At 62.4% G+C, this 23147-nt stretch carries 22 protein-coding genes; 4 read left to right on the plus strand and 18 right to left on the minus strand.

Going from position 1 to position 23147, the window contains the following annotated elements:
• Window positions 1-86: 86 nt before the first annotated feature.
• The 18 genes from ACSX1C_RS15640 to rpmH form a co-directional block, all read right to left on the minus strand.
• Window positions 87-515, minus strand: coding sequence for a F0F1 ATP synthase subunit epsilon (locus ACSX1C_RS15640; protein ID WP_213640004.1), 429 nt, complete (start codon window positions 513-515; stop codon window positions 87-89).
• 77 nt (window positions 516-592) lie between these two features.
• Complete coding sequence (gene atpD, locus ACSX1C_RS15645; RefSeq protein WP_318644327.1) at window positions 593-1969, minus strand: F0F1 ATP synthase subunit beta; 1377 nt, start codon at window positions 1967-1969, stop codon at window positions 593-595.
• A 30-nt stretch (window positions 1970-1999) separates the two neighbouring features.
• Window positions 2000-2860 carry a F0F1 ATP synthase subunit gamma gene (gene atpG / locus ACSX1C_RS15650; protein ID WP_213640006.1) on the minus strand — a complete coding sequence of 287 codons (861 nt, stop codon included), beginning with the start codon at window positions 2858-2860 and terminating at the stop codon, window positions 2000-2002.
• Between the two features lie 50 nt (window positions 2861-2910).
• Entirely contained in the window at window positions 2911-4455 is a 1545-nt protein-coding gene (atpA, locus tag ACSX1C_RS15655; protein WP_318644326.1) for a F0F1 ATP synthase subunit alpha, read from the minus strand.
• 21 nt (window positions 4456-4476) lie between these two features.
• Entirely contained in the window at window positions 4477-5013 is a 537-nt protein-coding gene (locus ACSX1C_RS15660; protein ID WP_439886899.1) for a F0F1 ATP synthase subunit delta, read from the minus strand.
• Window positions 5014-5027: 14 nt separating this feature from the next.
• Entirely contained in the window at window positions 5028-5498 is a 471-nt protein-coding gene (locus ACSX1C_RS15665; RefSeq protein ID WP_318644324.1) for a F0F1 ATP synthase subunit B, read from the minus strand.
• Window positions 5499-5554: 56 nt separating this feature from the next.
• On the minus strand, window positions 5555-5812 hold the full coding sequence (gene atpE, locus ACSX1C_RS15670; RefSeq protein WP_003097235.1) for a F0F1 ATP synthase subunit C: 258 nt from the start codon (window positions 5810-5812) through the stop codon (window positions 5555-5557).
• A 156-nt stretch (window positions 5813-5968) separates the two neighbouring features.
• Complete coding sequence (gene atpB / locus ACSX1C_RS15675) at window positions 5969-6835, minus strand: F0F1 ATP synthase subunit A (protein ID WP_439886900.1); 867 nt, start codon at window positions 6833-6835, stop codon at window positions 5969-5971.
• Window positions 6836-6851: 16 nt separating this feature from the next.
• Window positions 6852-7259, minus strand: a complete 408-nt coding sequence (locus ACSX1C_RS15680) for a F0F1 ATP synthase subunit I (protein WP_318644285.1) — start codon at window positions 7257-7259, stop codon at window positions 6852-6854.
• A 159-nt stretch (window positions 7260-7418) separates the two neighbouring features.
• Window positions 7419-8291, minus strand: a complete 873-nt coding sequence (locus tag ACSX1C_RS15685) for a ParB/RepB/Spo0J family partition protein (protein ID WP_439886901.1) — start codon at window positions 8289-8291, stop codon at window positions 7419-7421.
• A 10-nt stretch (window positions 8292-8301) separates the two neighbouring features.
• Window positions 8302-9090 carry a ParA family protein gene (locus ACSX1C_RS15690; RefSeq protein WP_318644283.1) on the minus strand — a complete coding sequence of 263 codons (789 nt, stop codon included), beginning with the start codon at window positions 9088-9090 and terminating at the stop codon, window positions 8302-8304.
• A 12-nt stretch (window positions 9091-9102) separates the two neighbouring features.
• Window positions 9103-9750 carry a 16S rRNA (guanine(527)-N(7))-methyltransferase RsmG gene (gene rsmG, locus ACSX1C_RS15695; RefSeq protein WP_439886902.1) on the minus strand — a complete coding sequence of 216 codons (648 nt, stop codon included), beginning with the start codon at window positions 9748-9750 and terminating at the stop codon, window positions 9103-9105.
• On the minus strand, window positions 9750-11642 hold the full coding sequence (gene mnmG / locus ACSX1C_RS15700) for a tRNA uridine-5-carboxymethylaminomethyl(34) synthesis enzyme MnmG (protein ID WP_439886903.1): 1893 nt from the start codon (window positions 11640-11642) through the stop codon (window positions 9750-9752). Before mnmG ends, rsmG begins: the two co-directional genes overlap by 1 nt.
• Window positions 11643-12155: 513 nt before the next feature.
• Window positions 12156-13523 (minus strand): tRNA uridine-5-carboxymethylaminomethyl(34) synthesis GTPase MnmE, encoded by a 1368-nt coding sequence (gene mnmE, locus ACSX1C_RS15705; RefSeq protein ID WP_439886904.1) that lies wholly within the window; start codon window positions 13521-13523, stop codon window positions 12156-12158.
• A gap of 76 nt (window positions 13524-13599) precedes the next feature.
• Entirely contained in the window at window positions 13600-15273 is a 1674-nt protein-coding gene (yidC, locus tag ACSX1C_RS15710; protein WP_439886905.1) for a membrane protein insertase YidC, read from the minus strand.
• A 2-nt stretch (window positions 15274-15275) separates the two neighbouring features.
• Window positions 15276-15521, minus strand: coding sequence for a membrane protein insertion efficiency factor YidD (gene yidD / locus ACSX1C_RS15715; protein WP_318644278.1), 246 nt, complete (start codon window positions 15519-15521; stop codon window positions 15276-15278).
• Window positions 15514-15918, minus strand: a complete 405-nt coding sequence (gene rnpA, locus ACSX1C_RS15720; protein ID WP_439886906.1) for a ribonuclease P protein component — start codon at window positions 15916-15918, stop codon at window positions 15514-15516. The genes yidD and rnpA overlap by 8 nt, the downstream gene beginning before the upstream one ends.
• A 12-nt stretch (window positions 15919-15930) precedes the next feature.
• Complete coding sequence (rpmH, locus tag ACSX1C_RS15725) at window positions 15931-16065, minus strand: 50S ribosomal protein L34 (protein WP_003246698.1); 135 nt, start codon at window positions 16063-16065, stop codon at window positions 15931-15933.
• Between the two features lie 525 nt (window positions 16066-16590).
• Here rpmH and dnaA point away from each other — a divergent pair.
• From dnaA to gyrB, 4 genes are read left to right on the plus strand one after another with little or no spacing between them, the layout of a single operon-like run.
• Window positions 16591-18069, plus strand: coding sequence for a chromosomal replication initiator protein DnaA (dnaA, locus tag ACSX1C_RS15730; RefSeq protein ID WP_439886907.1), 1479 nt, complete (start codon window positions 16591-16593; stop codon window positions 18067-18069).
• Window positions 18070-18101: 32 nt separating this feature from the next.
• The gene (gene dnaN / locus ACSX1C_RS15735; RefSeq protein ID WP_369958438.1) at window positions 18102-19205 is read left to right on the plus strand and encodes a DNA polymerase III subunit beta; all 1104 of its coding nucleotides are present in this window, start codon (window positions 18102-18104) and stop codon (window positions 19203-19205) included.
• 6 nt (window positions 19206-19211) lie between these two features.
• The gene (gene recF, locus ACSX1C_RS15740) at window positions 19212-20315 is read left to right on the plus strand and encodes a DNA replication/repair protein RecF (protein WP_439886908.1); all 1104 of its coding nucleotides are present in this window, start codon (window positions 19212-19214) and stop codon (window positions 20313-20315) included.
• A gap of 4 nt (window positions 20316-20319) precedes the next feature.
• Window positions 20320-22737, plus strand: a complete 2418-nt coding sequence (gene gyrB, locus ACSX1C_RS15745) for a DNA topoisomerase (ATP-hydrolyzing) subunit B (RefSeq protein ID WP_318644273.1) — start codon at window positions 20320-20322, stop codon at window positions 22735-22737.
• The last annotated feature ends 410 nt before the right edge of the window (window positions 22738-23147 follow it).

Raw genomic sequence — 23147 nt, forward strand, 5'->3', positions numbered from 1 at the left:
GGGCAGGACAGATCCAGAAGAAGACGGAAAAGAAAAAGGGTAGCCAAGGCTACCCTTTTACCGACGTGCGATGAAGCCTGGCGGAATCAGCTGCCGCCGAACTTCTTGCGCAGCTGCTGGACGGTGCGCAGCTGGGCTGCGGCCTCGGCCAGGCGAGCGGCGGCGGAGCCGTAGTCGAACTCGGCGCCTTGTTCGTGCAGCGCCTTCTCGGCCGCCTTGACGGCTTCCAGGGCGGAGGCTTCGTCCAGGTCGGCGGCCCGCTGCACGGTGTCGGCGAGAACCTTGACCATGTTCGGCTGCACTTCCAGGAAGCCGCCGGAGATGTAGAACACCTCGGCTTCGCCACCCTGCTTGATCAAGCGGATCGGGCCCGGCTTGAGGTCGGTGATCAGCGGCGCGTGGCCCGGGGCGATACCGAGATCACCCAGGTTGCCGTGCGCGATCACCATCTCCACCAGACCGGAGAAGATTTCCGCTTCTGCGCTGACGATATCGCAATGGACTGTCATAGCCATACGCTTGCCTCACATTACAGGCTGTGGATAACAGTTTATCCACAACCTGATGCGCCCGTTGCCGGGCGCATGGGTGATTACAGTTTCTTCGCTTTCTCGATGGCTTCTTCGATGCCGCCGACCATGTAGAACGCCTGCTCAGGCAGGTGGTCGTAGTCACCCTTGAGAATGCCGCTGAAGCCAGCGATGGTGTCCTTCAGGGAGACGTACTTGCCCGGCGAGCCGGTGAAGACCTCGGCCACGAAGAACGGCTGGGACAGGAAGCGCTGGATCTTACGGGCGCGGGATACCAGTTGCTTATCCGACTCGGACAGTTCGTCCATACCCAGGATCGCGATGATGTCCTTCAGCTCCTTGTAGCGCTGCAGCACGTACTGGACGCCACGGGCGGTCTCGTAGTGCTCGGTGCCGATCACGTTCGGGTCCAGCTGACGGGAGGTGGAGTCGAGCGGATCGACCGCCGGGTAGATACCCAGGGAGGCGATGTCGCGGGACAGAACCACAGTGGCGTCGAGGTGGGCGAAGGTGGTCGCCGGGCTCGGGTCGGTCAGGTCGTCCGCGGGTACGTAGACGGCCTGGATCGAGGTGATCGAGCCTTTCTTGGTGGAGGTGATGCGCTCCTGCAGGACGCCCATCTCCTCGGCCAGGGTCGGCTGGTAGCCTACTGCGGACGGCATACGGCCGAGCAGTGCGGACACCTCGGTACCGGCCAGGGTGTAACGGTAGATGTTGTCGACGAACAACAGGACGTCACGGCCCTCGTCACGGAACTTCTCGGCCATGGTCAGGCCGGTCAGTGCCACGCGTAGACGGTTGCCTGGCGGCTCGTTCATCTGACCGTAGACCAGGGCTACCTTGTCGAGAACGTTGGAGTCCTTCATCTCGTGGTAGAAGTCGTTACCCTCACGAGTACGCTCACCCACACCGGCGAACACGGAATAACCGCTGTGCTCGATGGCGATGTTACGGATCAGTTCCATCATGTTTACGGTCTTGCCGACACCGGCACCACCGAACAGACCGACCTTACCACCCTTGGCGAACGGGCAGACCAGGTCGATTACCTTGATGCCGGTTTCCAGCAGCTCGTTGCCGCCAGCCTGATCGGCGTAGGACGGCGCAGGGCGGTGGATTTCCCACTGCTCTTCTTCGCCGATCGGACCGGCTTCGTCGATGGGGTTGCCCAGCACGTCCATGATCCGGCCCAGGGTCGCTTTACCGACCGGTACGGAGATGGCCTTGCCGGTGCTGGTGACGTCCAGACCGCGCTTGAGACCTTCGGTCGAGCCCATCGCAATGGAACGAACCACGCCGTCGCCCAGCTGCTGCTGGACTTCCAGGGTGGTTTCGGCGCCGACTACTTTCAGCGCTTCATACACACTCGGCACCTGATCACGCGGGAATTCCACGTCGATAACGGCGCCGATGATTTGAACGATACGTCCGCTACTCATCTTTGGTTCCTCTGAATATTTGAACCGTTCTTAAACCGCGGCAGCGCCGCCGACGATTTCCGAAATCTCTTGGGTGATCGCTGCCTGACGCGCCTTGTTGTAGATCAGCTGCAAATCGCTGATCAGGTCACCGGCGTTGTCGGTGGCGTTCTTCATCGCGATCATCCGCGCAGCCTGCTCGGCGGCGTTGTTCTCGACCACCGCCTGGTACACCTGCGACTCCACGTAACGCACCATCAAGCCGTCCAGCAGCTCCTTGGCGTCGGGTTCGTACAGGTAATCCCAGTGATGTTTGAGCTCTTCATCCGGAGTCGCCACCAGCGGAATCAACTGCTCCACTGTCGGCTGTTGCGTCATGGTATTGATGAACTTGTTCGAGACCACGGACAAACGGTCGATGCGCCCTTCCAGGTAAGCATCGAGCATCACCTTGACCGAACCGATCAGATCGTTGATCGAGGGTTCCTCGCCCAGGTGGCTGATCGCAGCGACGACGTTGCCACCAAAGTTGCGGAAGAATGCCGCACCCTTGCTGCCGATCACGCAGAGATCGATCTCCACGCCGCGCTCGCGATTGCTCGCCATGTCCTTGACCAGAGCCTTGAACAGGTTGGTATTCAGGCCGCCGCACAGACCCCGGTCCGAACTCACCACCACATAGCCGACGCGCTTGACTTCGCGCTCGACCATGAAGGGATGGCGGTACTCCGGGTTAGCGTTGGCCAGATGACCGATGACCTGGCGGATACGCTCCGCATAGGGACGGCTCGACGCCATGCGCTGCTGAGCCCTGCGCATTTTGCTGACCGCCACCTTTTCCATGGCGCTGGTGATCTTCTGCGTGCTTTTGATGCTCGCAATCTTGCTGCGAATCTCTTTTGCGCCTGCCATTTGACACCTATCGGGTTAGCAGGCGGGGGCCGCAGGGCCCCCGCTGCGGCTTACCAGGTTTGGGTGGCCTTGAACTTCTCGATACCGGCTTTGAGCTGGCCATCGATGTCGTCGTTGAAGTCACCCTTCTCGTTGATCTTCGCCATCAGTGCGGCGTGATCCCGGTTGAAGTAAGCGATCAGGGCCTGCTCGAAGGCGCCGACTTTGGCGACTTCGATGTCCCGCAGGAAACCACGGTCGGCGGCATACAGCGACAGCGACATGTCGGCGATGGACATCGGCGCGTACTGCTTCTGCTTCATCAGCTCGGTGACGCGCTGACCATGCTCGAGCTGCTTGCGGGTGGCTTCGTCCAGGTCGGAGGCGAACTGGGCGAAGGCCGCCAGTTCACGGTACTGAGCCAGGGCGGTACGGATGCCACCGGAGAGCTTCTTGATGATCTTGGTCTGCGCGGCACCACCGACGCGGGATACCGAGATACCGGCGTTGACCGCCGGACGGATGCCCGAGTTGAACATGGCCGATTCCAGGAAGATCTGACCGTCGGTGATGGAGATCACGTTGGTCGGAACGAACGCGGAAACGTCGCCCGCCTGGGTTTCGATGATCGGCAGGGCGGTCAGGGAACCGGTCTTGCCTTTCACTTCGCCGTTGGTGAACTTCTCGACATACTCTTCGGAAACGCGCGAGGCACGCTCCAGCAGGCGGCTGTGGAGATAGAACACGTCGCCCGGGTAGGCTTCACGGCCTGGCGGACGGCGCAGCAGCAGGGAGATCTGGCGGTAGGCCACGGCCTGCTTGGACAGATCGTCATAGACGATCAGCGCGTCTTCGCCGCGGTCGCGGAAGTACTCGCCCATGGTGCAGCCGGCGTACGGCGCGATGAACTGCAGTGCGGCGGATTCGGAAGCGCTTGCTGCCACCACGATGGTGTTGGCCAGGGCGCCGTTCTCTTCCAGCTTGCGCACGACGTTGGCGATGGTCGACTGCTTCTGACCGATGGCCACGTAGACGCAGCGGATGCCGCTGTTCTTCTGGTTGATGATGGCGTCGACGGCCAGGGCGGTCTTACCGATCTGACGGTCGCCGATGATCAGCTCGCGCTGGCCACGGCCGACCGGGATCATGGCGTCGACCGACTTGTAGCCGGTCTGCACCGGCTGGTCGACCGACTTACGCCAGATCACGCCCGGTGCAACCTTCTCAACGGCGTCGGTCGCGGTGTTGTTCAGCGGACCCTTGCCATCGATCGGGTTACCCAGTGCGTCGACCACGCGGCCCAGCAGCTCCGGACCTACCGGAACTTCCAGGATGCGGCCGGTGCACTTGGCGCTCATGCCTTCGGCCAGGCTGGTGTAAGCACCCAGCACAACGGCACCGACGGAGTCCTGCTCCAGGTTCAGTGCCATGCCGTAGACGCCGCCCGGGAACTCGATCATTTCGCCGTACATCACATCGGCGAGACCGTGAATGCGCACGATACCGTCGGAAACGCTGACGACAGTGCCTTCGTTGCGGGCTTGGGAGGCGACGTCGAGTTTCTCGATGCGCCCCTTGATGATTTCACTAATTTCGGAAGGATTGAGTTGCTGCATAGCTCTGCTGCCCCTTCAAACTCAAGATTTCAATGCTTCGGCCAGCTTCGCGATCTTGCCGCGAACTGAGCCATCGATAACCAGGTCGCCGGCGCGAATGACGACACCACCGATCAGGGCGGCGTCCTCCGCGGCGTGCAGACGCACTTCTCGGCCGAGCCGTGCACTGAGAACCTTGGCGAGTTTGTCTTGCTGTTCATCGCTCAATGCGAAGGCACTGGTGACATCCACGTCGATCGACTTCTCCTGTTCGGCCTTGTACAGCTCGAACAGTTCGACGATCTCCGGCAACAGGGCCAGACGATCGTTCTCGGCGAGAACGTGGATGAAATTGCGTACCTGGGCGTCGAACTTGTCACCACACACCTCGATGAAGGTGGTGGCCTTATCTGTACTCGTCAGACGCGGGGCCTTGAGCACGCGCTGCATGGTGTCGTTTTGCGACACCGCAGACGCCAGGCCGAGCATGGCTGACCAATCGGCCAGCTGCTGGTGGGCCTGGGCGTACTCGAAGGCAGCCTTGGCGTAAGGTCGGGCCAGCGTGGTCAGTTCTGCCATGATCGCGCCCTCGCTTAGATTTCGGCTGCCAGTTTGTTAACCAGCTCCGCATGCGCGTTATGGTCGATGGATACGCCCAGGATCTTCTCGGCACCGCTGACCGCCAGGCTGCCCACTTGGGCACGCAGGGCGTCTTTGACGCTGTTGAGTTCCTGTTCGATCTCGGCCTGAGCCTGAGCCTTCACGCGATCCGCTTCGACACGAGCCTGCTCACGGGCTTCGTCGACGATCTGGGTACCGCGTTTCTTGGCCTGCTCGATGATCTCGGCTGCCTGGGTTTTGGCTTCGCGCAGTTGTTGGGCCACTTTCTCATGGGCCAACTCCAGGTCACGAGCCGCACGGTTGGCAGCGTCCAGGCCATCTGCAATCTTCTTCTGACGCTCCTGCAAAGCCGTAATGACCGGGGGCCACACGTACTTCATGCAGAACAGCACGAAGATGAAGAAGGCAACGGACTGGCCAATCAGGGTTGCATTAATGTTCACGCCAACACCTCGCTCGTTCGTTGTCCGGCAAACCAATCACTCGAATGAACGAGTGATTAGCCAGCGATTTGACCAACGAAGGGGTTCGCGAAGGTGAAGAACAGTGCGATACCAACACCGATCATGGTCACGGCGTCCAGCAGACCGGCGACGATGAACATCTTGACCTGCAGCATCGGAACCATTTCCGGCTGACGCGCGGCGCCTTCCAGGAACTTGCCGCCCAGCAGGCCGAAGCCAATGGCGGTACCCAGGGCGCCCAGGCCGATCAGCAGAGCAACAGCGATAGCGGTCAGACCAACTACAGTTTCCATTTTTCCTCCCGACTTTTATGTCGTATTGGTTAAGGTTTTCTAAGGTAGAGCGGTAAAGCTAAATCGTTTGCAGCATGCCCTCGCGGGCTTCCACCAGCATCGCTACGCACCGGACCGTCTCCCGTACAGGAGACGGCGGGCGGCAGGTAGGCGCTGTTAGTGGTTGTCTTCGTGGGCCATCGACAGGTAGACGATGGTCAGCATCATGAAGATGAACGCCTGCAGGGTGATGATCAGGATGTGGAACACAGCCCAGGCCCAGTGCAGCACGATGCCGAAGGCGCCCAGCAGCCAGCCGGCACTGAACACCACGGCGATCAGGATGAAGATCAGTTCGCCGGCATAGAGGTTACCGAACAGACGCAGGGCCAGGGACACCGGCTTGGCGATCAGGGTGACGAACTCGAGCAGGAAGTTCACCGGTACCAGCAGTGCCTGAACCAGCACGTTCTTGCTGCCGAACGGGTGCAGGGTCAGTTCGCCGAGGAAGCCGCCGATACCCTTGACCTTGATGCTGTAGAAGATGATCAGGGCGAATACCGAGAAGGACAGGCCCAGGGTGGCATTCGGGTCGGTGGTCGGCACGACGCGGAAGAACAGGTGCTCGTCGCCGACGATCTTGGCGGCCAGCATCGGCAGCCAGTCCACCGGGATCAGGTCCATGAAGTTCATCAGGAAGACCCAGACGAAGATGGTCAGGGCCAGCGGCGCGATCAGCGGGTTACGGCCGTGGAAGGTTTCCTTGACGCTGGTGTCAACGAACTCCACCAGCACTTCGACGAAGTTCTGCAGGCCGCCGGGCTGGCCGCTGGTCGCGCGCTTGGCGGCCATGCGGAACAGCAGGACGAAAATCAGGCCCAATACGACGGACCAGCCCAGGGTATCCACGTGGAATGCCCAGAACCCCATTTCTTTGGCTTGTTCTGCGGTGTGGGCAAAGCCCCAGTCACCATTGGGCAGTTTCCCGAAAGTCAGGTTCTGCAGGTGGTGCTGGATATAGCCCGAAGCGGTTTGTTCTGCCATGGTTGCCTCAAACGCCCTAAGGTCTCAAAAGTCTTATTTTCAGCAGCAGGGGCGCGAACCAGTTGACCAGTTGGGTCAGCAGGAATACGCCGAATACCGCCAGCGCATCCAATGGCTTCACGCCTGCGAACGTCAGTGCAAACAGCACTGCCGTCAGAATCAGCTTGCCCGCCTCGCCGGCGTAGAACGACCGGACGATGGCCTGGGCGGCCCGCGCTCCGGAAAACCGGAACGCCTTGTGGGCGAAGTACAGATTCGGCAGCCATGCAATCAGGCCGCCGCACAATCCCGAGTAACCGGCCACCCGGCCTTGCCATTGCCAGAGCAGGGCGGCAGCGAGCAACACAACTACCAACTGCACCACCAGCACCGGAAACACCGGCAGACGATGGAAGGGCAGGCGGTTCGGCGTGCGTACATCCATCGTGGTCAACCCTGGAAACGGCCGCTGGTGTCGGCGCCAAAAAAATCAATGACTTGGCATACTTTGTGCCGACGAAATGCGCGCAGAGTATAGGGGCGCTTCCACCCCCATTCAACCTTCGGCAGCGAATTCCGAGCGGTCATTGCCCACGCAGATGTTTCAACGAATGTGCGCCAGCACGCCTTGCAGTTCATCCAGCGAACTGTAACGGATGACCAGTTGCCCCTTGCCCTTCTGCCCGTGCTTGATCTGCACCGGGGAGCCCAACCGCTCAGCCAGGCGCTGTTCGAGGCGACTGATATCGGGATCAGGCTTGACCTTCTCGACAGGTTTCTCCTTGGCGTTGAGCCACTGCCGCACCAGTGCCTCGGTTTGGCGCACGGTCAGCCCGCGTGCGACAACATGTCGCGCCCCTTCGACCTGCTGCTCGACCGGCAGGCCAAGCAGGGCGCGGGCATGGCCCATCTCCAGGTCACCATGGGCGAGCAGGGTCTTGATCTCCTCCGGCAGGCCGATCAGGCGCAGCAGGTTGGTGATGGTCGCCCGGGACTTGCCGACCGCCTCGGCGACCTGCTGCTGGGTCAGCTGGAATTCCTGCTGCAGGCGCTGCAGGGCCACGGCTTCCTCGATCGGGTTGAGGTCTTCGCGCTGGATGTTCTCGATCAGCGCCATGGCGATGGCGGCTTCGTCCGGCAGCTCGCGGACCATGGCCGGAATCCGCTCCAGGCCGGCCTGGTGGCAGGCGCGCCAGCGGCGTTCGCCGGCGACGATCTCGTAACGGCCGCCATCGATCGGGCGCACCACGATCGGTTGCATCACGCCCTGGGCCTTGATCGACTGGGCCAGCTCCTCCAGTGCGGTCGGGTCCATGTCCCGGCGCGGTTGGTACTTGCCGCGCTGGATCAGTTCCAGCGGCAGGTGCTGCAGTTCCTGCCGGTCGGTCTGGACGGCTTCCTCCTGCAAGGCGGTGACACTGGTTCCCCCCAGCAGGGCGTCCAGGCCCCGTCCCAGCCCTCGTTTCTTGGCGGCCATGCGGAATTCCTTATGCGGTAGCAGTGTGGGCGCTGGCGCGCTGGCGGCGAACCAGTTCGCCGGCCAAGGCCAGATAGGCGATGGCACCACGGGATTGCTTGTCGTAGACCAGCGCCGGCATGCCGAAGCTCGGCGCTTCGGCCAGGCGCACGTTGCGCGGGATCACGGTTTGATAGAGCTGCTCGGCGAAATGCTCCTTGAGCTGCGCCGAGACATCGTTGGTCAGGCTGATGCGCGGATCGTACATGGTACGCAGCAACCCCTCGATCTTCAGGTTCGGATTGAGCATCTGGCCGATGCGCTGGATGCTGTTGATCAGATCGCTGAGGCCCTCGAGGGCGTAGTACTCGCACTGCATCGGAATGATCACCCCGTCGGCGGCGACCAGGGCGTTGATGGTCAGCATGGACAGCGCGGGCGGGCAGTCGATGAGGATGTAGTCGTAGTTCTCGCGGATCGGCGCCAGGGCATTGCGCAGGCGGCTCTCCTTCATCTGCATTTCCAGCAGGGCGACCTCCGCCGCGGTCAGGTCGCGGTTGGCCGGCAGCAACTGGTAACCGCCATGCTCGGAAAACTGCATGGCCTCGACCAGGTTGCATTCGCCGATCAGCACGTCGTAGATCGAATGCTCCAGGGCGTGCTTATCCACACCGCTGCCCATGGTGGCGTTGCCCTGGGGATCGAGGTCGATCAGCAGCACGCGACGCTTGGTCGCCACCAGCGAGGCCGCCAGGTTGATGCAGGTGGTGGTCTTGCCCACCCCGCCTTTCTGGTTAGCGATTGCGAATACCTTAGCCATCTGCCCTTCCCCCTAGACCGAGCGACGCAGTATCAGCAGATGGCGTTGGCCTTGGCAACCGGGAACCTTGAGCACCTCGGTGGTGGCGAGACGGAAGTCCTCCGGCAGGGCCTGCAGTTCGTCGTCCGGGTGCACGCCCTTCATCGCCAGCCAGCGGGTCCGCTCGTCACCCAGGTGGCGGGTCCAGTTGGCGAAGTCCTCCAGCGAGCTGAAGGCCCGGGAACAGATGCCGGCGAACGGCCGTGCGGGGGTGAAAGCCTCGACCCGGCTGTGGATAACTTCCAGGTTGGTCAGCTTGAGCTCCAGCTTCACCTGGGTGAGGAAGCGGGTCTTCTTGCCGTTGGAGTCGAGCAGGGTGAAGCGTCGCCGGGGAAACAGGATGGCCAGCGGGATGCCCGGCATGCCGCCGCCGCTGCCGACGTCCAGCCAGTCGTCGCCGTCCTCGGCGACGAAGGGCACCACGGACAGGCTGTCGAGCAGGTGGCGCGAGACCATCTCGTCGGGATCGCGCACCGCGGTGAGGTTGTAGGCCTTGTTCCACTTGATCAGCAGCGCCAGGTAGGCGAGCAGCTGCTCCTGCTGCGCCGCGGACAGCTCGACGCCCAACTCGCAGGCGCCCCGGGCCAGTTCCTCGGCATGACGATGGGTAACCATGGACATCAGGCGCTGTGCTCCAGCTGGCGGCCGGCGCCGCGTTTCTTCAGGTGGATCAGCAGCAGGGAGATCGCCGCCGGGGTGACCCCGGGAATCCGCGAGGCCTGGCCGAGGGTCTGCGGCCTGGTCTCGCCGAGCTTGTGCTGGATTTCCTTGGACAGGCCGGAGATGGTCGCATAGTCGATGTCCGCCGGCAGCTGGGTGTCCTCGCTGGCGCGCAGGCGGGCGATCTCCTCCTGCTGGCGGTCGATGTAGCCGGCGTACTTGGTCTTGATCTCCACCTGCTCGGCGACCTGGGGGTCCCCGGCGCCACCGCCGGTGAGCTCGACCAGGCCGGCGTAGTCGATCTCCGGCCGGCTGAGCAGGCTGAGCAGGTTGTACTCGTGGCTCAGCGGGGTGCCGAAGCGCGCGGCGACGGCCTCGCCCTGGGGCGTGTTCGGGCGCACCCAGGTGCTCTTCAGGCGTTGTTCCTCCTGGGCGATGCCCTCGCGCTTGGCCTCGAAGGCCGCCCAGCGCACATCGTCCACCAGACCCAGCTCGCGGCCCTTCTCGGTCAGGCGCAGGTCGGCGTTGTCCTCGCGCAGGATCAGCCGGTACTCGGCGCGGGAGGTGAACATGCGGTAGGGCTCCTGGGTGCCCAGGGTGATCAGGTCGTCGACCAGTACGCCGAGGTAGGCCTCGTCGCGCCGCGGACACCAGCTGTCCCTGCCCTGGGCGCGCAACGCGGCATTGGTGCCGGCCAGCAGGCCCTGGGCGCCGGCCTCCTCGTAGCCGGTGGTGCCGTTGATCTGGCCGGCGAAGAACAGTCCGCCGATGACCTTGGTCTCCAGGCTGTACTTGAGATCCCGCGGATCGAAGTAGTCGTACTCGATGGCATAGCCGGGGCGGACGATATGGGCGTTCTCCATGCCGCGGATGGAGCGCACCACCTGTAGCTGCACGTCGAACGGCAGCGAGGTGGAGATGCCGTTGGGGTACAGCTCGTGGGTGGTCAGGCCCTCGGGCTCGATGAACACCTGGTGGCTGTCCTTGTCGGCGAAGCGGTGGATCTTGTCCTCGATGGACGGACAGTAGCGCGGACCGACGCCCTCGATCATCCCGGAGTACATGGGCGAGCGATCCAGGTTGGCGGCGATGATCTCGTGGGTACGCGCATTGGTATGGGTGATCCAGCAGCTGATCTGCCGTGGCTGCTGCTCGGCCTTGCCGAGGAAGGACATCAGCGGCGTCGGCCGGTCGCCGGGCTGCTCGGTCATCACCGAGAAGTCCACCGAGCGACCGTCGATGCGCGGCGGGGTGCCGGTCTTCAGCCGGCCGACGCGCAGCGGCAATTCACGCAGGCGCCGGGCCAGGGCGATCGAGGGCGGGTCGCCGGCGCGGCCGCCGGAATAGTTCTGCATGCCGATGTGGATAAGTCCGCCGAGGAAGGTGCCGGTGGTCAATACCACCGCATCGGCGAGGAAGCGCAGGCCCATCTGGGTGACCACGCCCTTGACTTCGTCCTGCTCGACGATCAGGTCGTCCGCCGCCTGCTGGAATATCCACAGGTTGGCCTGGTTCTCCAGAGTCTCACGAACGGCTGCCTTGTACAGCACGCGGTCGGCCTGGGCGCGGGTGGCCCGTACGGCCGGGCCCTTGCGGCTGTTGAGCACGCGGAACTGGATGCCACCGCGGTCGGTAGCCTGGGCCATGGCGCCACCGAGGGCGTCGATTTCCTTGACCAGGTGGCTCTTGCCGATCCCGCCGATGGCCGGGTTGCAGCTCATCTGCCCGAGGGTTTCCACGTTATGGGTCAGCAGCAGGGTCTTGACCCCCATGCGCGCGGCCGCGAGGGCTGCCTCGGTGCCGGCGTGGCCGCCGCCGATGACGATCACCTGAAAACGGGAAGGGAAATCCACCACGCACCTCGTGCCTGTTGAGAATTTGGGGGGCTTTTGGGTCGAAAAGCTGGAAAGCCGGCAAGTATAGGCAGTTAGCCGAGGCGAATGAAGCCTCTTGCACAAAAAATAGCCAACCGGGAGGGGAAGGCAGGATGGTCGGTTAATAAAGAATAAATGAATGAATTTTTATAAAGCCTTGTTTTTATGTTTATTACTTATGCAGCGCTTTGCTGTGGATAGATCTCTGCAATGCCCGTAATACATAGTCTGCAGCGATGTATAAGGTTGTGCCATTCCGGTCGGTAGCCGGTGGGATAGCTGCTGCTAACCTGTGGAGGAAAGCCTTGGTTATGCACAGGGGCGATTATCCTCAGTTTTTCGACCGGGTTATAGACCGAGTTCAGGGGTGGTTTTCCACAGGGCTCAGGTCCCCTGTGGATGACCCTTTCACGCAGGAGAAAGCCCCCCGCGTGCATCGCCGCAGGGCTTTCGAGGAAGGAGATGAGCGCGGGGAGGACGGACTCCGGCCCGTTATTTGCCGATGCAGAAGCTCGAGAAGATGCGTCCGAGCAGCTCGTCGGAACTGAAGGCGCCGGTGATTTCGCCGAGGGCGTGCTGGGCTTGGCGCAGGTCTTCGGCGAGCAGCTCGCCGGCGCCGGCCAGGGTCAGCTGGGCATGGCCGTGGTCGAGGCTGGCGGCCGCCTGACGCAGGGCCTGGAGGTGGCGCCGGCGGGCGCTGAAGCCGCTCTCGGTGGTCTGTTCGTAGCCCATGCAGGCTTTCAGATGCCCGCGCAGCAGCTCGAGGCCGGCACAGGACTTGGCCGACAGGCTGAGGGTCACATGGCCGTCGGCGCCGACTTCGAGGGCCACCGGCTCGCCGGACAGGTCGGCCTTGTTGCGGATCAGGGTGACCCTGGCCGGGTCCGGGCGCTGCTGGAGAAACTCGGGCCACAGGGCGAAGGGGTCGCTGGCCTCGGGGGCCGTGGCGTCGACCATCAGGAGGATGCGGTCGGCCTCGGCGATGGCTTTCAGGGCGCGCTCTACGCCGATTCTCTCCACCTGGTCATCGGTGTCGCGCAGGCCGGCGGTGTCGACCACGTGCAGGGGCATGCCGTCGATGTGGATATGTTCGCGCAGCACGTCGCGGGTGGTGCCGGCGATCTCGGTGACTATGGCCGCCTCGCGCCCGGCCAGGGCATTGAGCAGGCTCGACTTTCCGGCGTTCGGCCGGCCGGCGATGACCACGGTCATGCCGTCGCGCAGCAGGGCGCCCTGGCCGGCTTCGCGCAGCACTGTGGATAAGTCTGTCCGCAGCTCTTCGAGCAGGCCGAGGACATGGCCGTCGGCGAGGAAGTCGATCTCCTCTTCGGGAAAGTCGATGGCCGCCTCGACATAGATGCGCAGCTGGATCAGGCGCTCGGTGAGGGCGTGGATGCGCCGCGAGAATTCGCCCTGCAGGGACCGGAGGGCATTGCGTGCGGCCTGTTCGGAGCTGGCTTCGATCAGGTCGGCGATGGCTTCGGCCTGGGCCAGGTCCAGCTTGTCGTTGAGGAAGGCCCGCTCGCTGAACTCGCCGGGACGGGCCAGGCGGGCGCCGAGCTCCAGGCAGCGGCGCAGCAGCAGGTCCAGCACCACCGGACCGCCATGCCCCTGCAGTTCGAGCACGTCCTCGCCGGTGAAGGAGTGGGGGCCGGGGAAGTACAGGCTCAGGCCTTCGTCGATCAGTTGATCCTGCTGTGCATAGAAGGCGCCGTAGTGGGCGTAACGCGGCTGCAGCTCGCGCTGGCAGATGCTGCGGGCGATGGTCGCAGCCAGCGGGCCGGAGACGCGCACGATGCCGACCCCGCCACGGCCCTGGGCGGTGGCGACGGCGGCGATGGTTTCACGGGCAGTTTGCATGCTGGGCTCCGGTGGCTGGATAGCAAGACGCCCCACTGCGGGGGCGTCTTGTTTAGCGCTCAGAAGCCGGGGCGGGTCAGGCGGCTGCGGCCTTGCTCGCGGCTTCGATCTTGCGGGTAATGTACCACTGCTGGGCGATGGACAGGACGTTGTTGACCACCCAGTACAGCACCAGACCCGCAGGGAACCAGAGGAAGAAGAAGGTGAAGATGATCGGCATCAGCTTCATCACCCGGGCCTGCATCGGGTCCGGCGGCGTCGGGTTGAGCTGCTGCTGGATGAACATGGTGGCGCCCATGATGATCGGCAGGATGAAGAACGGATCCTTGATCGACAGGTCGGTTATCCACAGCAGCCAGGGGGCCTGGCGCATTTCCACGCTTTCCAGCAGCACCCAGTAGAGGGCGAGGAACACCGGCATCTGCACCAGGATCGGCAGGCAGCCGCCCAGCGGGTTGATCTTCTCCTTCTTGTACAGCTCCATCATCGCCTGGGACATCTTCTGGCGATCGTCGCCGAACTGCTCCTTCAGCGCCTGCAGCTTCGGCGATACCGCGCGCATGCGCGCCATCGACTTGTAGCTGGCGCCCGACAGCGGGAAGAACGCCAGTTTGATGAGGATGGTCAGGACGATGATCGACCAGCCCCAGTTGCCCAGCAGGGCATGGATATGCTCGAGCAGCCAGAAAATCGGCTTGGCGAGGAACCAGAGGAAGCCGTAGTCGACGGTCAGATCCAGGCCGGGGGACAGGGCCTCGAGGTTCTCCTGGATCTTGGGGCCGGCGTAGAGGATGGCGCTGGTTTCGGCGCTGGCGCCGGCCGGCACGTTCAGCGCCGGGCCGGTGAAGCCGATGATGTAGTTGCCCTGGCTGTCCTTGCGGGTCTGCACCAGGTTGCTGTTGTCCTTCTGCGGAATCCAGGCGGTGACGAAGTAGTGCTGCAGCCAGGCGATCCAGCCTCCCTGAACGGTTTCGCGCAGGTTCTGGTCGTCCATGTCGCCGGTGGACACCTTGGTGTAGGGCTTCTCCTGGGTCCAGAGCGCGGCCCCCAGGTAGGTCGCGGTGCCGGTGGCGGTGCTGGAGGAGGGATCGCCGCTGTCGTCGCGCTTGAGCTGGGCGAACAGGTTGCCGGTCCAGGCCTGGGCGCTCTGGTTATCGATGCGGTAGCTGACGTTGAGGTCGTACTGGCCACGTTCGAAGGTGAAACGCTTGATGTAGTCGATCCCGGCCTCGCTGAACGTCAGCTCGACCACCAGCTGATCCTGATCATCGGCCAGGCGATATTCGCGCTGCGCGCTGCGGTACAGCGGGCGACCGCTGGCACGTGCGTCCGGGCCGTTGGCGCCGGTCAGACCGCTCTGCGCCAGATACAGGCGCTCACCGCCGTTGTCGAACAGCTGGAAGGGCACGTCCGGCCGGTCCTGCCGGCGTGGGTACTGCGACAGGTGCAGTTGCACCACGTCGCCGCCACGGGGGTCGATAGACAGGTCCAGGACATCGGTCTTGACCCGGATAAGCTCGTCGCTGACCGCCTCGGTGGTCACTGGCGCTGCACTGGTTTCGGCACCGGCCGTCGGCACATCGTCACTGGCGCCGGCCACGGCGGTTTCCGGCAAGCCGGGTACGGAGCTACTGGCTGAGGTGGTCTGAGTCGGCAGCGCAGCTTGGCCATAGTCCTGGTTCCACTGGAGAACCATCATATAGGACACGATTGCCAGGGCGACGATCAGGATCGTGCGTTGAATATCCATGATTATTCGGCCATCGAAGAGGATCGGGAGGATTTCGCGGAGGGTACCGGGTCGTAGCCACCGGGATTCCAGGGGTGGCAGCGACCGAGCCGACACAGGGTCAGCCAGCCACCACGCAGAAGGCCATGCGATTCGATGGCTTCCTGCGCGTAGCAGGAACAACTGGGATAGAAACGACAGTGACTGGCCATCAGCGGGCTGATGGCATAGCGGTAGAACTGGATTGGAACCAGAGCCAGTTTACGCATGGGGATTGTCGCTCAGCCCGGATTGGGCCGTGGCCTGCCGGGCGGGCTTGTCGCGCGCCAGGCGTTTCCACAGCTTGCCGAACTGGTGGGCCAGTTCGGCGTTCTGCAAGTCGCCCAAGCCCTTACGCGCCACCACCACTATGTCCCAACCTGCCAGGACGTCCTGGTTGAGGCGGAAAGATTCGCGAATCTGGCGTTTCAGGCGATTGCGCTCAACCGAGAGCTTGACGCTCTTCTTGCCGATCACCAGACCCAAGCGGGGGTGATCCAGCGCGTTGTCGCGCACGAGCAGCAGGACATTTCTGCCCGGAGCTTTGCCGCTGGGGGAGTCGAAGACTGCCTTGAACTGGCGGGGAGTCAGCAGACGCTTTTCCCGGCCGAAGCCTCGACTCACCACAAGACAGGATGCTTAGACGGTCAGACGCTTACGGCCCTTGGCGCGACGACGCGACAGGACAGCACGACCGTTCTTGGTGGCCATACGGGCACGGAAGCCGTGGGTGCGAGCGCGCTTGATGGTGCTGGGTTGGAAAGTGCGTTTCATGATGCGGTACCTGGGTGGTCGTCGACGGGCCGGAATGGCCCCGGTTTTAAGAGACCGGCGATTGTAGAGAAAGCCGTGGGTCAGGTCAATTTCCAACCAGGCTTTCCGGTGATCGAAAAGAATATAGAGAAGAGAATATTTAAAGATGTTCTGTAATGCTTATGATGATTAGGCCTGTGGGTTTCTGTGGGTAAGTGCTCGAGAGCCGCGCTCCGTATGGCCTGGAGGGTTGGAGCAAGTCTGTCGAAAAACCGTGCTGTGGCTGTGCGTTGGCGGCGGATAAGCTGAGGATGAAATGCCCTGTTATCCACAGCAGCGTTATGCACCCTGTTATACCTCGGTTTATCCAGCGGGCTGACGGTCTGTTATCCACAGGGTTGCCAGCGTCATTCGCAACGGTCGGTATGACCAATAAGGCGTTGATTTTCCTTGGGGGTAGTCCCGCTTTCATGTGGATAACTCGCCCTTCGGCGGCTACAATGGCGGCTGTTTTTGCCTCACCGCCTTCCGACTTAGGGGATATCCGTGTCCGTGGAACTTTGGCAGCAGTGCGTGGAGCTTCTGCGCGATGAACTGCCTGCTCAGCAATTCAACACCTGGATCCGTCCACTGCAGGTCGAAGCCGAAGGCGACGAGCTTCGCGTCTACGCGCCCAATCGCTTCGTGCTCGACTGGGTCAATGAGAAGTACCTGGGGCGCCTGCTGGAGCTCTTGTCCGAACGGGCCAATGGTCTGGTTCCTGCCCTTTCCTTATTAATAGGCAGCAAGCGGGCGGCCGCTCCGCGAGTCATGGCCAGTGTTGCGAGCAACCCGGCCACCATCGGCGCCCCACAACCCCAGCCGAGCATGGCTGCCGCGCCTGTCGCCGAGCAGCCGTTGCGGGCGACCTTCGACAGCATGGCGCAGAGCACTGCCGTTCAGCCTCAGAGCCAACCACCGGTGCGTACCGAGCGCACGGTGCAGGTCGAGGGCGCGCTCAAGCACACCAGCTACCTGAACCGGACCTTCACCTTCGACAATTTCGTCGAGGGTAAATCCAACCAACTGGCCAGGGCCGCGGCCTGGCAGGTCGCCGACAACCCCAAGCACGGCTACAACCCGCTGTTCCTCTACGGCGGCGTCGGCCTGGGCAAGACCCACCTGATGCATGCGGTGGGCAACCACCTGCTGGCGAAGAATCCCAACGCCAAGGTGGTCTACCTGCACTCCGAGCGCTTCGTGGCCGACATGGTCAAGGCGCTGCAGCTGAACGCGATCAACGAGTTCAAGCGTTTCTACCGCTCGGTGGATGCGCTGCTGATCGACGATATCCAGTTCTTCGCCAAGAAGGAGCGCTCCCAGGAGGAGTTCTTCCACACCTTCAATGCCCTGCTCGAGGGCGGCCAGCAGGTGATCCTCACCAGCGACCGCTATCCCAAGGAGATCGAGGGGTTGGAAGAGCGCCTGAAGTCGCGCTTCGGCTGGGGCCTGACCGTGGCGGTGGAGCCGCCCGAGCTGGAAACCCGGGTGGCGATCCTGATGAAGAAGGCCGATCAGGCCAGGATCGATCTGCCCCACGATGCGGCATTCTTCATCGCCCAGCGCATTCGCTCCAACGTGCGCGAGCTGGAAGGCGCACTGAAGCGGGTGATCGCCCACTCCCATTTCATGGGCCGCGACATCACCATCGAGCTGATCCGCGAGTCGCTGAAGGACCTGCTGGCCCTGCAGGACAAGCTGGTCAGCATCGACAATATTCAGCGCACTGTCGCCGAGTACTACAAGATCAAGATTTCCGATCTGCTGTCCAAGCGCCGCTCCCGTTCCGTGGCTCGCCCCCGCCAGGTGGCCATGGCACTGTCCAAGGAGCTGACCAATCACAGTCTGCCGGAGATCGGCGATGCCTTCGGCGGGCGCGATCACACCACGGTATTGCATGCATGCCGTAAGATTGCTGAACTTAGGGAATCCGACGCGGACATCCGCGAGGACTACAAGAATCTGCTGCGTACATTGACCACTTAACTACGCTATTCCACTAGGCAAGGGACTAGACCATGCATTTCACCATTCAACGCGAAGCCCTGTTGAAACCGCTGCAACTGGTCGCCGGCGTCGTGGAACGCCGCCAGACCTTGCCCGTGTTGTCCAATGTGCTGCTGGTCGTAGAAGGCCAGCAGCTGTCGCTGACCGGCACCGACTTGGAAGTCGAGCTGGTTGGTCGGGTGGCCCTGGAAGATGCCGCCGAACCCGGCGAGATCACCGTGCCGGCGCGCAAGCTCATGGACATCTGCAAGAGTCTGCCGAGCGACGCGCTGATCGATATCCGCCTCGACGAGCAGAAGCTTCTGGTCAAGGCCGGCCGCAGCCGCTTCAGCCTGTCGACCCTGCCGGCCAACGACTTCCCGACTGTGGAAGAAGGCCCGGGTTCGCTGACCTTCGACCTCGTGCAGAGCAAGCTGCGTCGGCTGATCGAGCGTACCAGCTTCGCCATGGCCCAGCAGGACGTGCGCTACTACCTCAACGGCATGCTGCTGGAGGTGCAGAGCGGCGTGTTGCGTGCGGTGGCAACCGACGGCCATCGCCTGGCCATGTGCTCCATGGAGGCGGCCATCCAGCAGGACGGCAAGCATCAGGTCATCGTGCCGCGCAAGGGCATTCTGGAGTTGGCCCGCCTGCTCACCGAGCAGGATGGCAGCGTCAGCGTGGTGCTGGGGCAGAATCATATTCGCGCCACCACCGGCGAGTTCACCTTCACCTCCAAGCTGGTCGACGGCAAGTTCCCGGATTACGAGCGCGTGCTGCCGCGCGGTGGCGACAAGCTGGTGGTGGCCGATCGTCAGGGGCTGCGTGAGGCCTTCAGCCGTACCGCCATCCTGTCCAACGAGAAGTATCGGGGCATCCGCCTGCAACTGGCCGCCGGCCTGCTGAAGATTCAGGCCAACAACCCGGAGCAGGAAGAGGCCGAGGAAGAAATCGCCGTGGACTACAACGGCAGCGCCTTGGAAATCGGCTTCAACGTCAGCTACCTGCTGGATGTGCTGGGGGTGATGACCACCGAGCAGGTGCGTCTGATTCTTTCCGACGCCAACAGCAGTGCATTGGTACAGGAAGCCGACAACGACGATTCCGCCTATGTCGTAATGCCGATGCGCCTGTAAACCTGCATGTCGCTCAGCCGCGTCACCGTCACCGCGGTGCGTAATCTGCACCCGGTGACCCTCTCCCCCTCCCCCCGCATCAACATCCTCCATGGCGCCAACGGCAGCGGCAAGACCAGCTTGCTCGAGGCCGTACACCTGCTTGGCCTGGCGCGTTCCTTCCGCAGTAGCCGGCTGTTGCCGTTGATCCAGTACGAGCAACCGGCCTGTACGGTATTCGGCCAGGTGCTGAAGGCCGACGGGCGCTTAAGCAACCTGGGCGTATCCCGCGATCGCCAGGGCGAGTTGCAGATTCGTATCGACGGCCAGAATGCGCGCAGCGCTGCACAACTCGCAGAAGCCTTGCCGCTGCAGTTGATCAATCCAGACAGTTTTCGCCTGCTGGAGGGTGCGCCCAAGGTTCGCCGGCAGTTCCTCGACTGGGGTGTGTTCCACGTGGAACCTCGCTTCCTGTCGGCCTGGCAGCGCCTGCAGAAGGCCCTGCGGCAGCGGAACTCGTGGCTGCGGCATGGTACACTTGACGCCGCCTCGCAGGCGGCCTGGGACCGTGAATTGTGCCTGGCCAGCGACGAGATCGACGGTTATCGGCGCGCCTATATCCAAGCCCTGAAACCGGTGTTCGAGCGAACTCTCGAGGAGCTGGTCGAGCTGCAGGGGCTGAGCCTCAGTTACTACCGTGGCTGGGACAAGGAGCGCGAGTTGAACGACGTGCTGGCCGCCTCCCTGTCCAGAGACCAGCAGATGGGGCATACCCAGGCGGGGCCGCAGCGGGCCGATCTCCGGTTGAGATTGGGAGCGCACAACGCCGCAGACATCTTGTCCCGCGGCCAGCAGAAGTTGGTTGTTTGCGCCCTGCGTATTGCCCAGGGGCATTTGGTCGATCAGGCCAAGCGCGGCCAGTGCATCTATCTGGTGGATGACTTGCCGTCAGAGTTGGATGAGCAGCATCGTCGCGCACTGTGTCGTTTATTAGAAGATTTGCACTGCCAGGTGTTTATCACCTGTGTAGACCATGAATTGTTGCGGGAAGGCTGGCGCACGGATACGCCGGTTGCCATGTTCCACGTGGAACATGGCGGTATCACCCAGACCCACGACCACCGGGAGTGAAGGCATGAGCGAAAACCAAACGTACGACTCCAATAACATCAAGGTCCTCAAGGGCCTGGATGCCGTACGCAAGCGACCTGGTATGTACATCGGCGACACCGACGATGGCAGTGGTCTGCACCACATGGTGTTCGAGGTGGTCGACAACTCGATTGACGAAGCGCTCGCGGGCTATTGCAGCGAAATCACCATCACCATTCACCCGGACGAATCCATCAGCGTGCGCGACAACGGTCGTGGTATCCCGGTGGACATCCACAAGGACGAAGGCGTATCTGCCGCCGAAGTGATCATGACCGTCCTGCATGCCGGCGGTAAGTTCGACGACAACAGCTACAAGGTCTCCGGCGGTCTGCACGGGGTCGGTGTATCGGTGGTCAACGCGCTGTCCAAGGAACTGATCCTGACCATCCGCCGCAACGGCAAGATCTGGGAGCAGACCTACGTCCACGGCGTGCCCCAGGCCCCCCTGGCTGCCGTGGGTGACACCGATGGAACCGGTACGCAGATCCACTTCCGCCCTTCGGAAGAGACCTTCCACAACATCCACTTCAGCTGGGACATCCTGGCCAAGCGCCTGCGCGAACTGTCCTTCCTCAACTCCGGGGTGGGCATCCTGCTGAAGGACGAGCGCAGCGGCAAGGAAGAGCTGTTCAAGTACGAGGGCGGACTGCGTGCCTTCGTCGAGTACCTGAACATCAACAAGTCCACGGTCAACCAGGTGTTCCACTTCAACGTCCAGCGTGACGACGGGGTCGGGGTGGAAGTCGCCTTGCAGTGGAACGACAGCTTCAACGAGAACATCCTGTGCTTCACCAACAACATCCCGCAGCGTGACGGCGGCACCCACCTGGCCGGTTTCCGCTCGGCTTTGACGCGCAACCTGAACGCCTATATCGAGCAGGAAGGTCTGGCCAAGAAGCACAAGATCTCCACCACCGGCGACGATGCCCGCGAAGGCCTCACGGCCATCATCTCGGTCAAGGTGCCGGACCCCAAGTTCAGCTCTCAGACCAAGGACAAGCTGGTCTCCTCCGAGGTGAAGACCGCGGTCGAACAGGAGATGGGCAAGTATTTCTCCGACTTCCTGCTGGAGAACCCCAACGAAGCCAAGGCCGTGGTCGGCAAGATGATCGACGCCGCCCGCGCCCGCGAAGCGGCGCGCAAGGCACGGGAGATGACCCGGCGCAAGGGCGCCCTGGACATTGCCGGGCTGCCCGGCAAGCTGGCCGACTGCCAGGAAAAAGACCCGGCGCTGTCCGAACTCTACATAGTGGAGGGTGATTCCGCCGGCGGCTCGGCCAAGCAGGGGCGCAACCGCAAGACGCAGGCAATCCTGCCGCTCAAGGGCAAGATCCTCAACGTCGAGAAGGCGCGCTTCGACAAGATGATTTCCTCCCAGGAGGTCGGCACCCTGATCACCGCCCTCGGCTGTGGTATCGGCCGGGAGGAATACAACATCGACAAGCTGCGCTACCACAACATCATCATCATGACCGATGCCGATGTCGACGGTTCGCACATCCGTACCCTGCTGCTGACCTTCTTCTTCCGCCAGCTGCCGGAGCTGGTCGAGCGTGGCTACATCTATATCGCTCAACCGCCGCTGTACAAAGTCAAGCGCGGCAAACACGAGCAGTACATCAAGGACGACGAGGCCATGGAAGAGTACATGACCCAGTCGGCCCTGGAGGACGCCAGCCTGCACGTCAACGAGAGTGCGCCTGGCCTGTCCGGCGAGGCACTGGAGCGTCTGGTCAACGACTACCGCATGGTAATGAAGACCCTCAAGCGCCTGTCGCGCCTCTACCCTCAGGAGCTGACCGAGCACTTCGTCTACCTGCCGGCGGTGACCCTGGAGCAGCTGGCCGACAAGGACGCCATGCAGAACTGGTTGCACCAGTTCGAGACCCGCCTGAAGACCATGGAGAAGTCCGGCCTGGTGTACAAGACCAGCCTGCGCGAAGACCACGAGCGTCACCTGTGGCTGCCGGAAGTCGAACTCATCTCCCACGGCATTTCCAACTACATCACCTTCAACCGGGACTTCTTCTCCAGCAACGACTACAAGACGGTCACCGGCCTGGGCGAACAGCTCAACAACCTGCTGGAGGACGGGGCCTACGTACAGCGTGGCGAGCGTAAGAAGCCGGTCAGCACCTTCAAGGACGCCCTGGGTTGGTTGATGACCGAGAGCACCAAGCGCCACAGCATTCAGCGCTACAAGGGGCTCGGCGAGATGAACCCGGACCAGCTGTGGGAAACCACCATGGACCCGGAAGTGCGGCGCATGCTCAAGGTGCGAATCGAGGACGCGATTGCCGCGGACCAGATCTTCAATACCCTGATGGGCGACGAGGTGGAGCCGCGTCGCGACTTCATCGAGACCAACGCGCTGGCGGTGTCCAACCTGGACGTATAACTCTGTGGGTATAGCGAATGGCTTACATGGATTGACGGTGTTTGGAGATATCGAACTCCGCTGCTCGCGATTAATCTATACCCGTCCACCAAGCGAAGGACTCGCTTGGAATCAAGGATGATTGACCATCGCTAGGAAGCGCCGACAGGATGTCGAATGGTCAGGAAAAAACCCGCTTCGGCGGGTTTTTTGTTATCTGCTTAAAAGCCTAGGTCATACCCGATCTCGACTATTCCAGTCATTCAATGCGAGAACGCCAGCCTTTTCGACGGGGCGTATTCGGGCTCCCGATAGATATCCGCGAGCATAAGAAAGCCGGCCACAAGGCCGGCTTTTGCGTGTCCTGTAAAAACTTATTCACTCAAACGACAAATTAGAGGTAACAGCTAAAGGCCTATTGAATCAGTGAG

Source organism: Pseudomonas sp. MBLB4123 (assembly GCF_051904775.1).
In the GTDB taxonomy this organism is placed as follows: Bacteria; Pseudomonadota; Gammaproteobacteria; order Pseudomonadales; family Pseudomonadaceae; genus Aquipseudomonas; species Aquipseudomonas benzenivorans_B.

Bases quoted from the DNA above. Each gene is read 5' to 3' on its own strand.
- yidD (WP_318644278.1), bottom strand. From the start codon at position 15,521: ATGCGTAAACTGGCTCTGGTTCCAATCCAGTTCTACCGCTATGCCATC.
- ACSX1C_RS15660 (WP_439886899.1), bottom strand. From the start codon at position 5,013: ATGGCAGAACTGACCACGCTGGCCCGACCTTACGCCAAGGCTGCCTTC.
- yidC (WP_439886905.1), bottom strand. From the start codon at position 15,273: ATGGATATTCAACGCACGATCCTGATCGTCGCCCTGGCAATCGTGTCC.
- ACSX1C_RS15685 (WP_439886901.1), bottom strand. From the start codon at position 8,291: ATGGCCGCCAAGAAACGAGGGCTGGGACGGGGCCTGGACGCCCTGCTG.
- mnmE (WP_439886904.1), bottom strand. From the start codon at position 13,523: ATGCAAACTGCCCGTGAAACCATCGCCGCCGTCGCCACCGCCCAGGGC.
- rsmG (WP_439886902.1), bottom strand. From the start codon at position 9,750: ATGTCCATGGTTACCCATCGTCATGCCGAGGAACTGGCCCGGGGCGCC.
- ACSX1C_RS15690 (WP_318644283.1), bottom strand. From the start codon at position 9,090: ATGGCTAAGGTATTCGCAATCGCTAACCAGAAAGGCGGGGTGGGCAAG.
- atpE (WP_003097235.1), bottom strand. From the start codon at position 5,812: ATGGAAACTGTAGTTGGTCTGACCGCTATCGCTGTTGCTCTGCTGATC.
- recF (WP_439886908.1), top strand. From the start codon at position 19,212: ATGTCGCTCAGCCGCGTCACCGTCACCGCGGTGCGTAATCTGCACCCG.
- atpA (WP_318644326.1), bottom strand. From the start codon at position 4,455: ATGCAGCAACTCAATCCTTCCGAAATTAGTGAAATCATCAAGGGGCGC.
- ACSX1C_RS15640 (WP_213640004.1), bottom strand. From the start codon at position 515: ATGGCTATGACAGTCCATTGCGATATCGTCAGCGCAGAAGCGGAAATC.
- gyrB (WP_318644273.1), top strand. From the start codon at position 20,320: ATGAGCGAAAACCAAACGTACGACTCCAATAACATCAAGGTCCTCAAG.
- atpD (WP_318644327.1), bottom strand. From the start codon at position 1,969: ATGAGTAGCGGACGTATCGTTCAAATCATCGGCGCCGTTATCGACGTG.
- atpB (WP_439886900.1), bottom strand. From the start codon at position 6,835: ATGGCAGAACAAACCGCTTCGGGCTATATCCAGCACCACCTGCAGAAC.
- atpG (WP_213640006.1), bottom strand. From the start codon at position 2,860: ATGGCAGGCGCAAAAGAGATTCGCAGCAAGATTGCGAGCATCAAAAGC.
- dnaN (WP_369958438.1), top strand. From the start codon at position 18,102: ATGCATTTCACCATTCAACGCGAAGCCCTGTTGAAACCGCTGCAACTG.
- ACSX1C_RS15680 (WP_318644285.1), bottom strand. From the start codon at position 7,259: ATGGATGTACGCACGCCGAACCGCCTGCCCTTCCATCGTCTGCCGGTG.
- rpmH (WP_003246698.1), bottom strand. From the start codon at position 16,065: ATGAAACGCACTTTCCAACCCAGCACCATCAAGCGCGCTCGCACCCAC.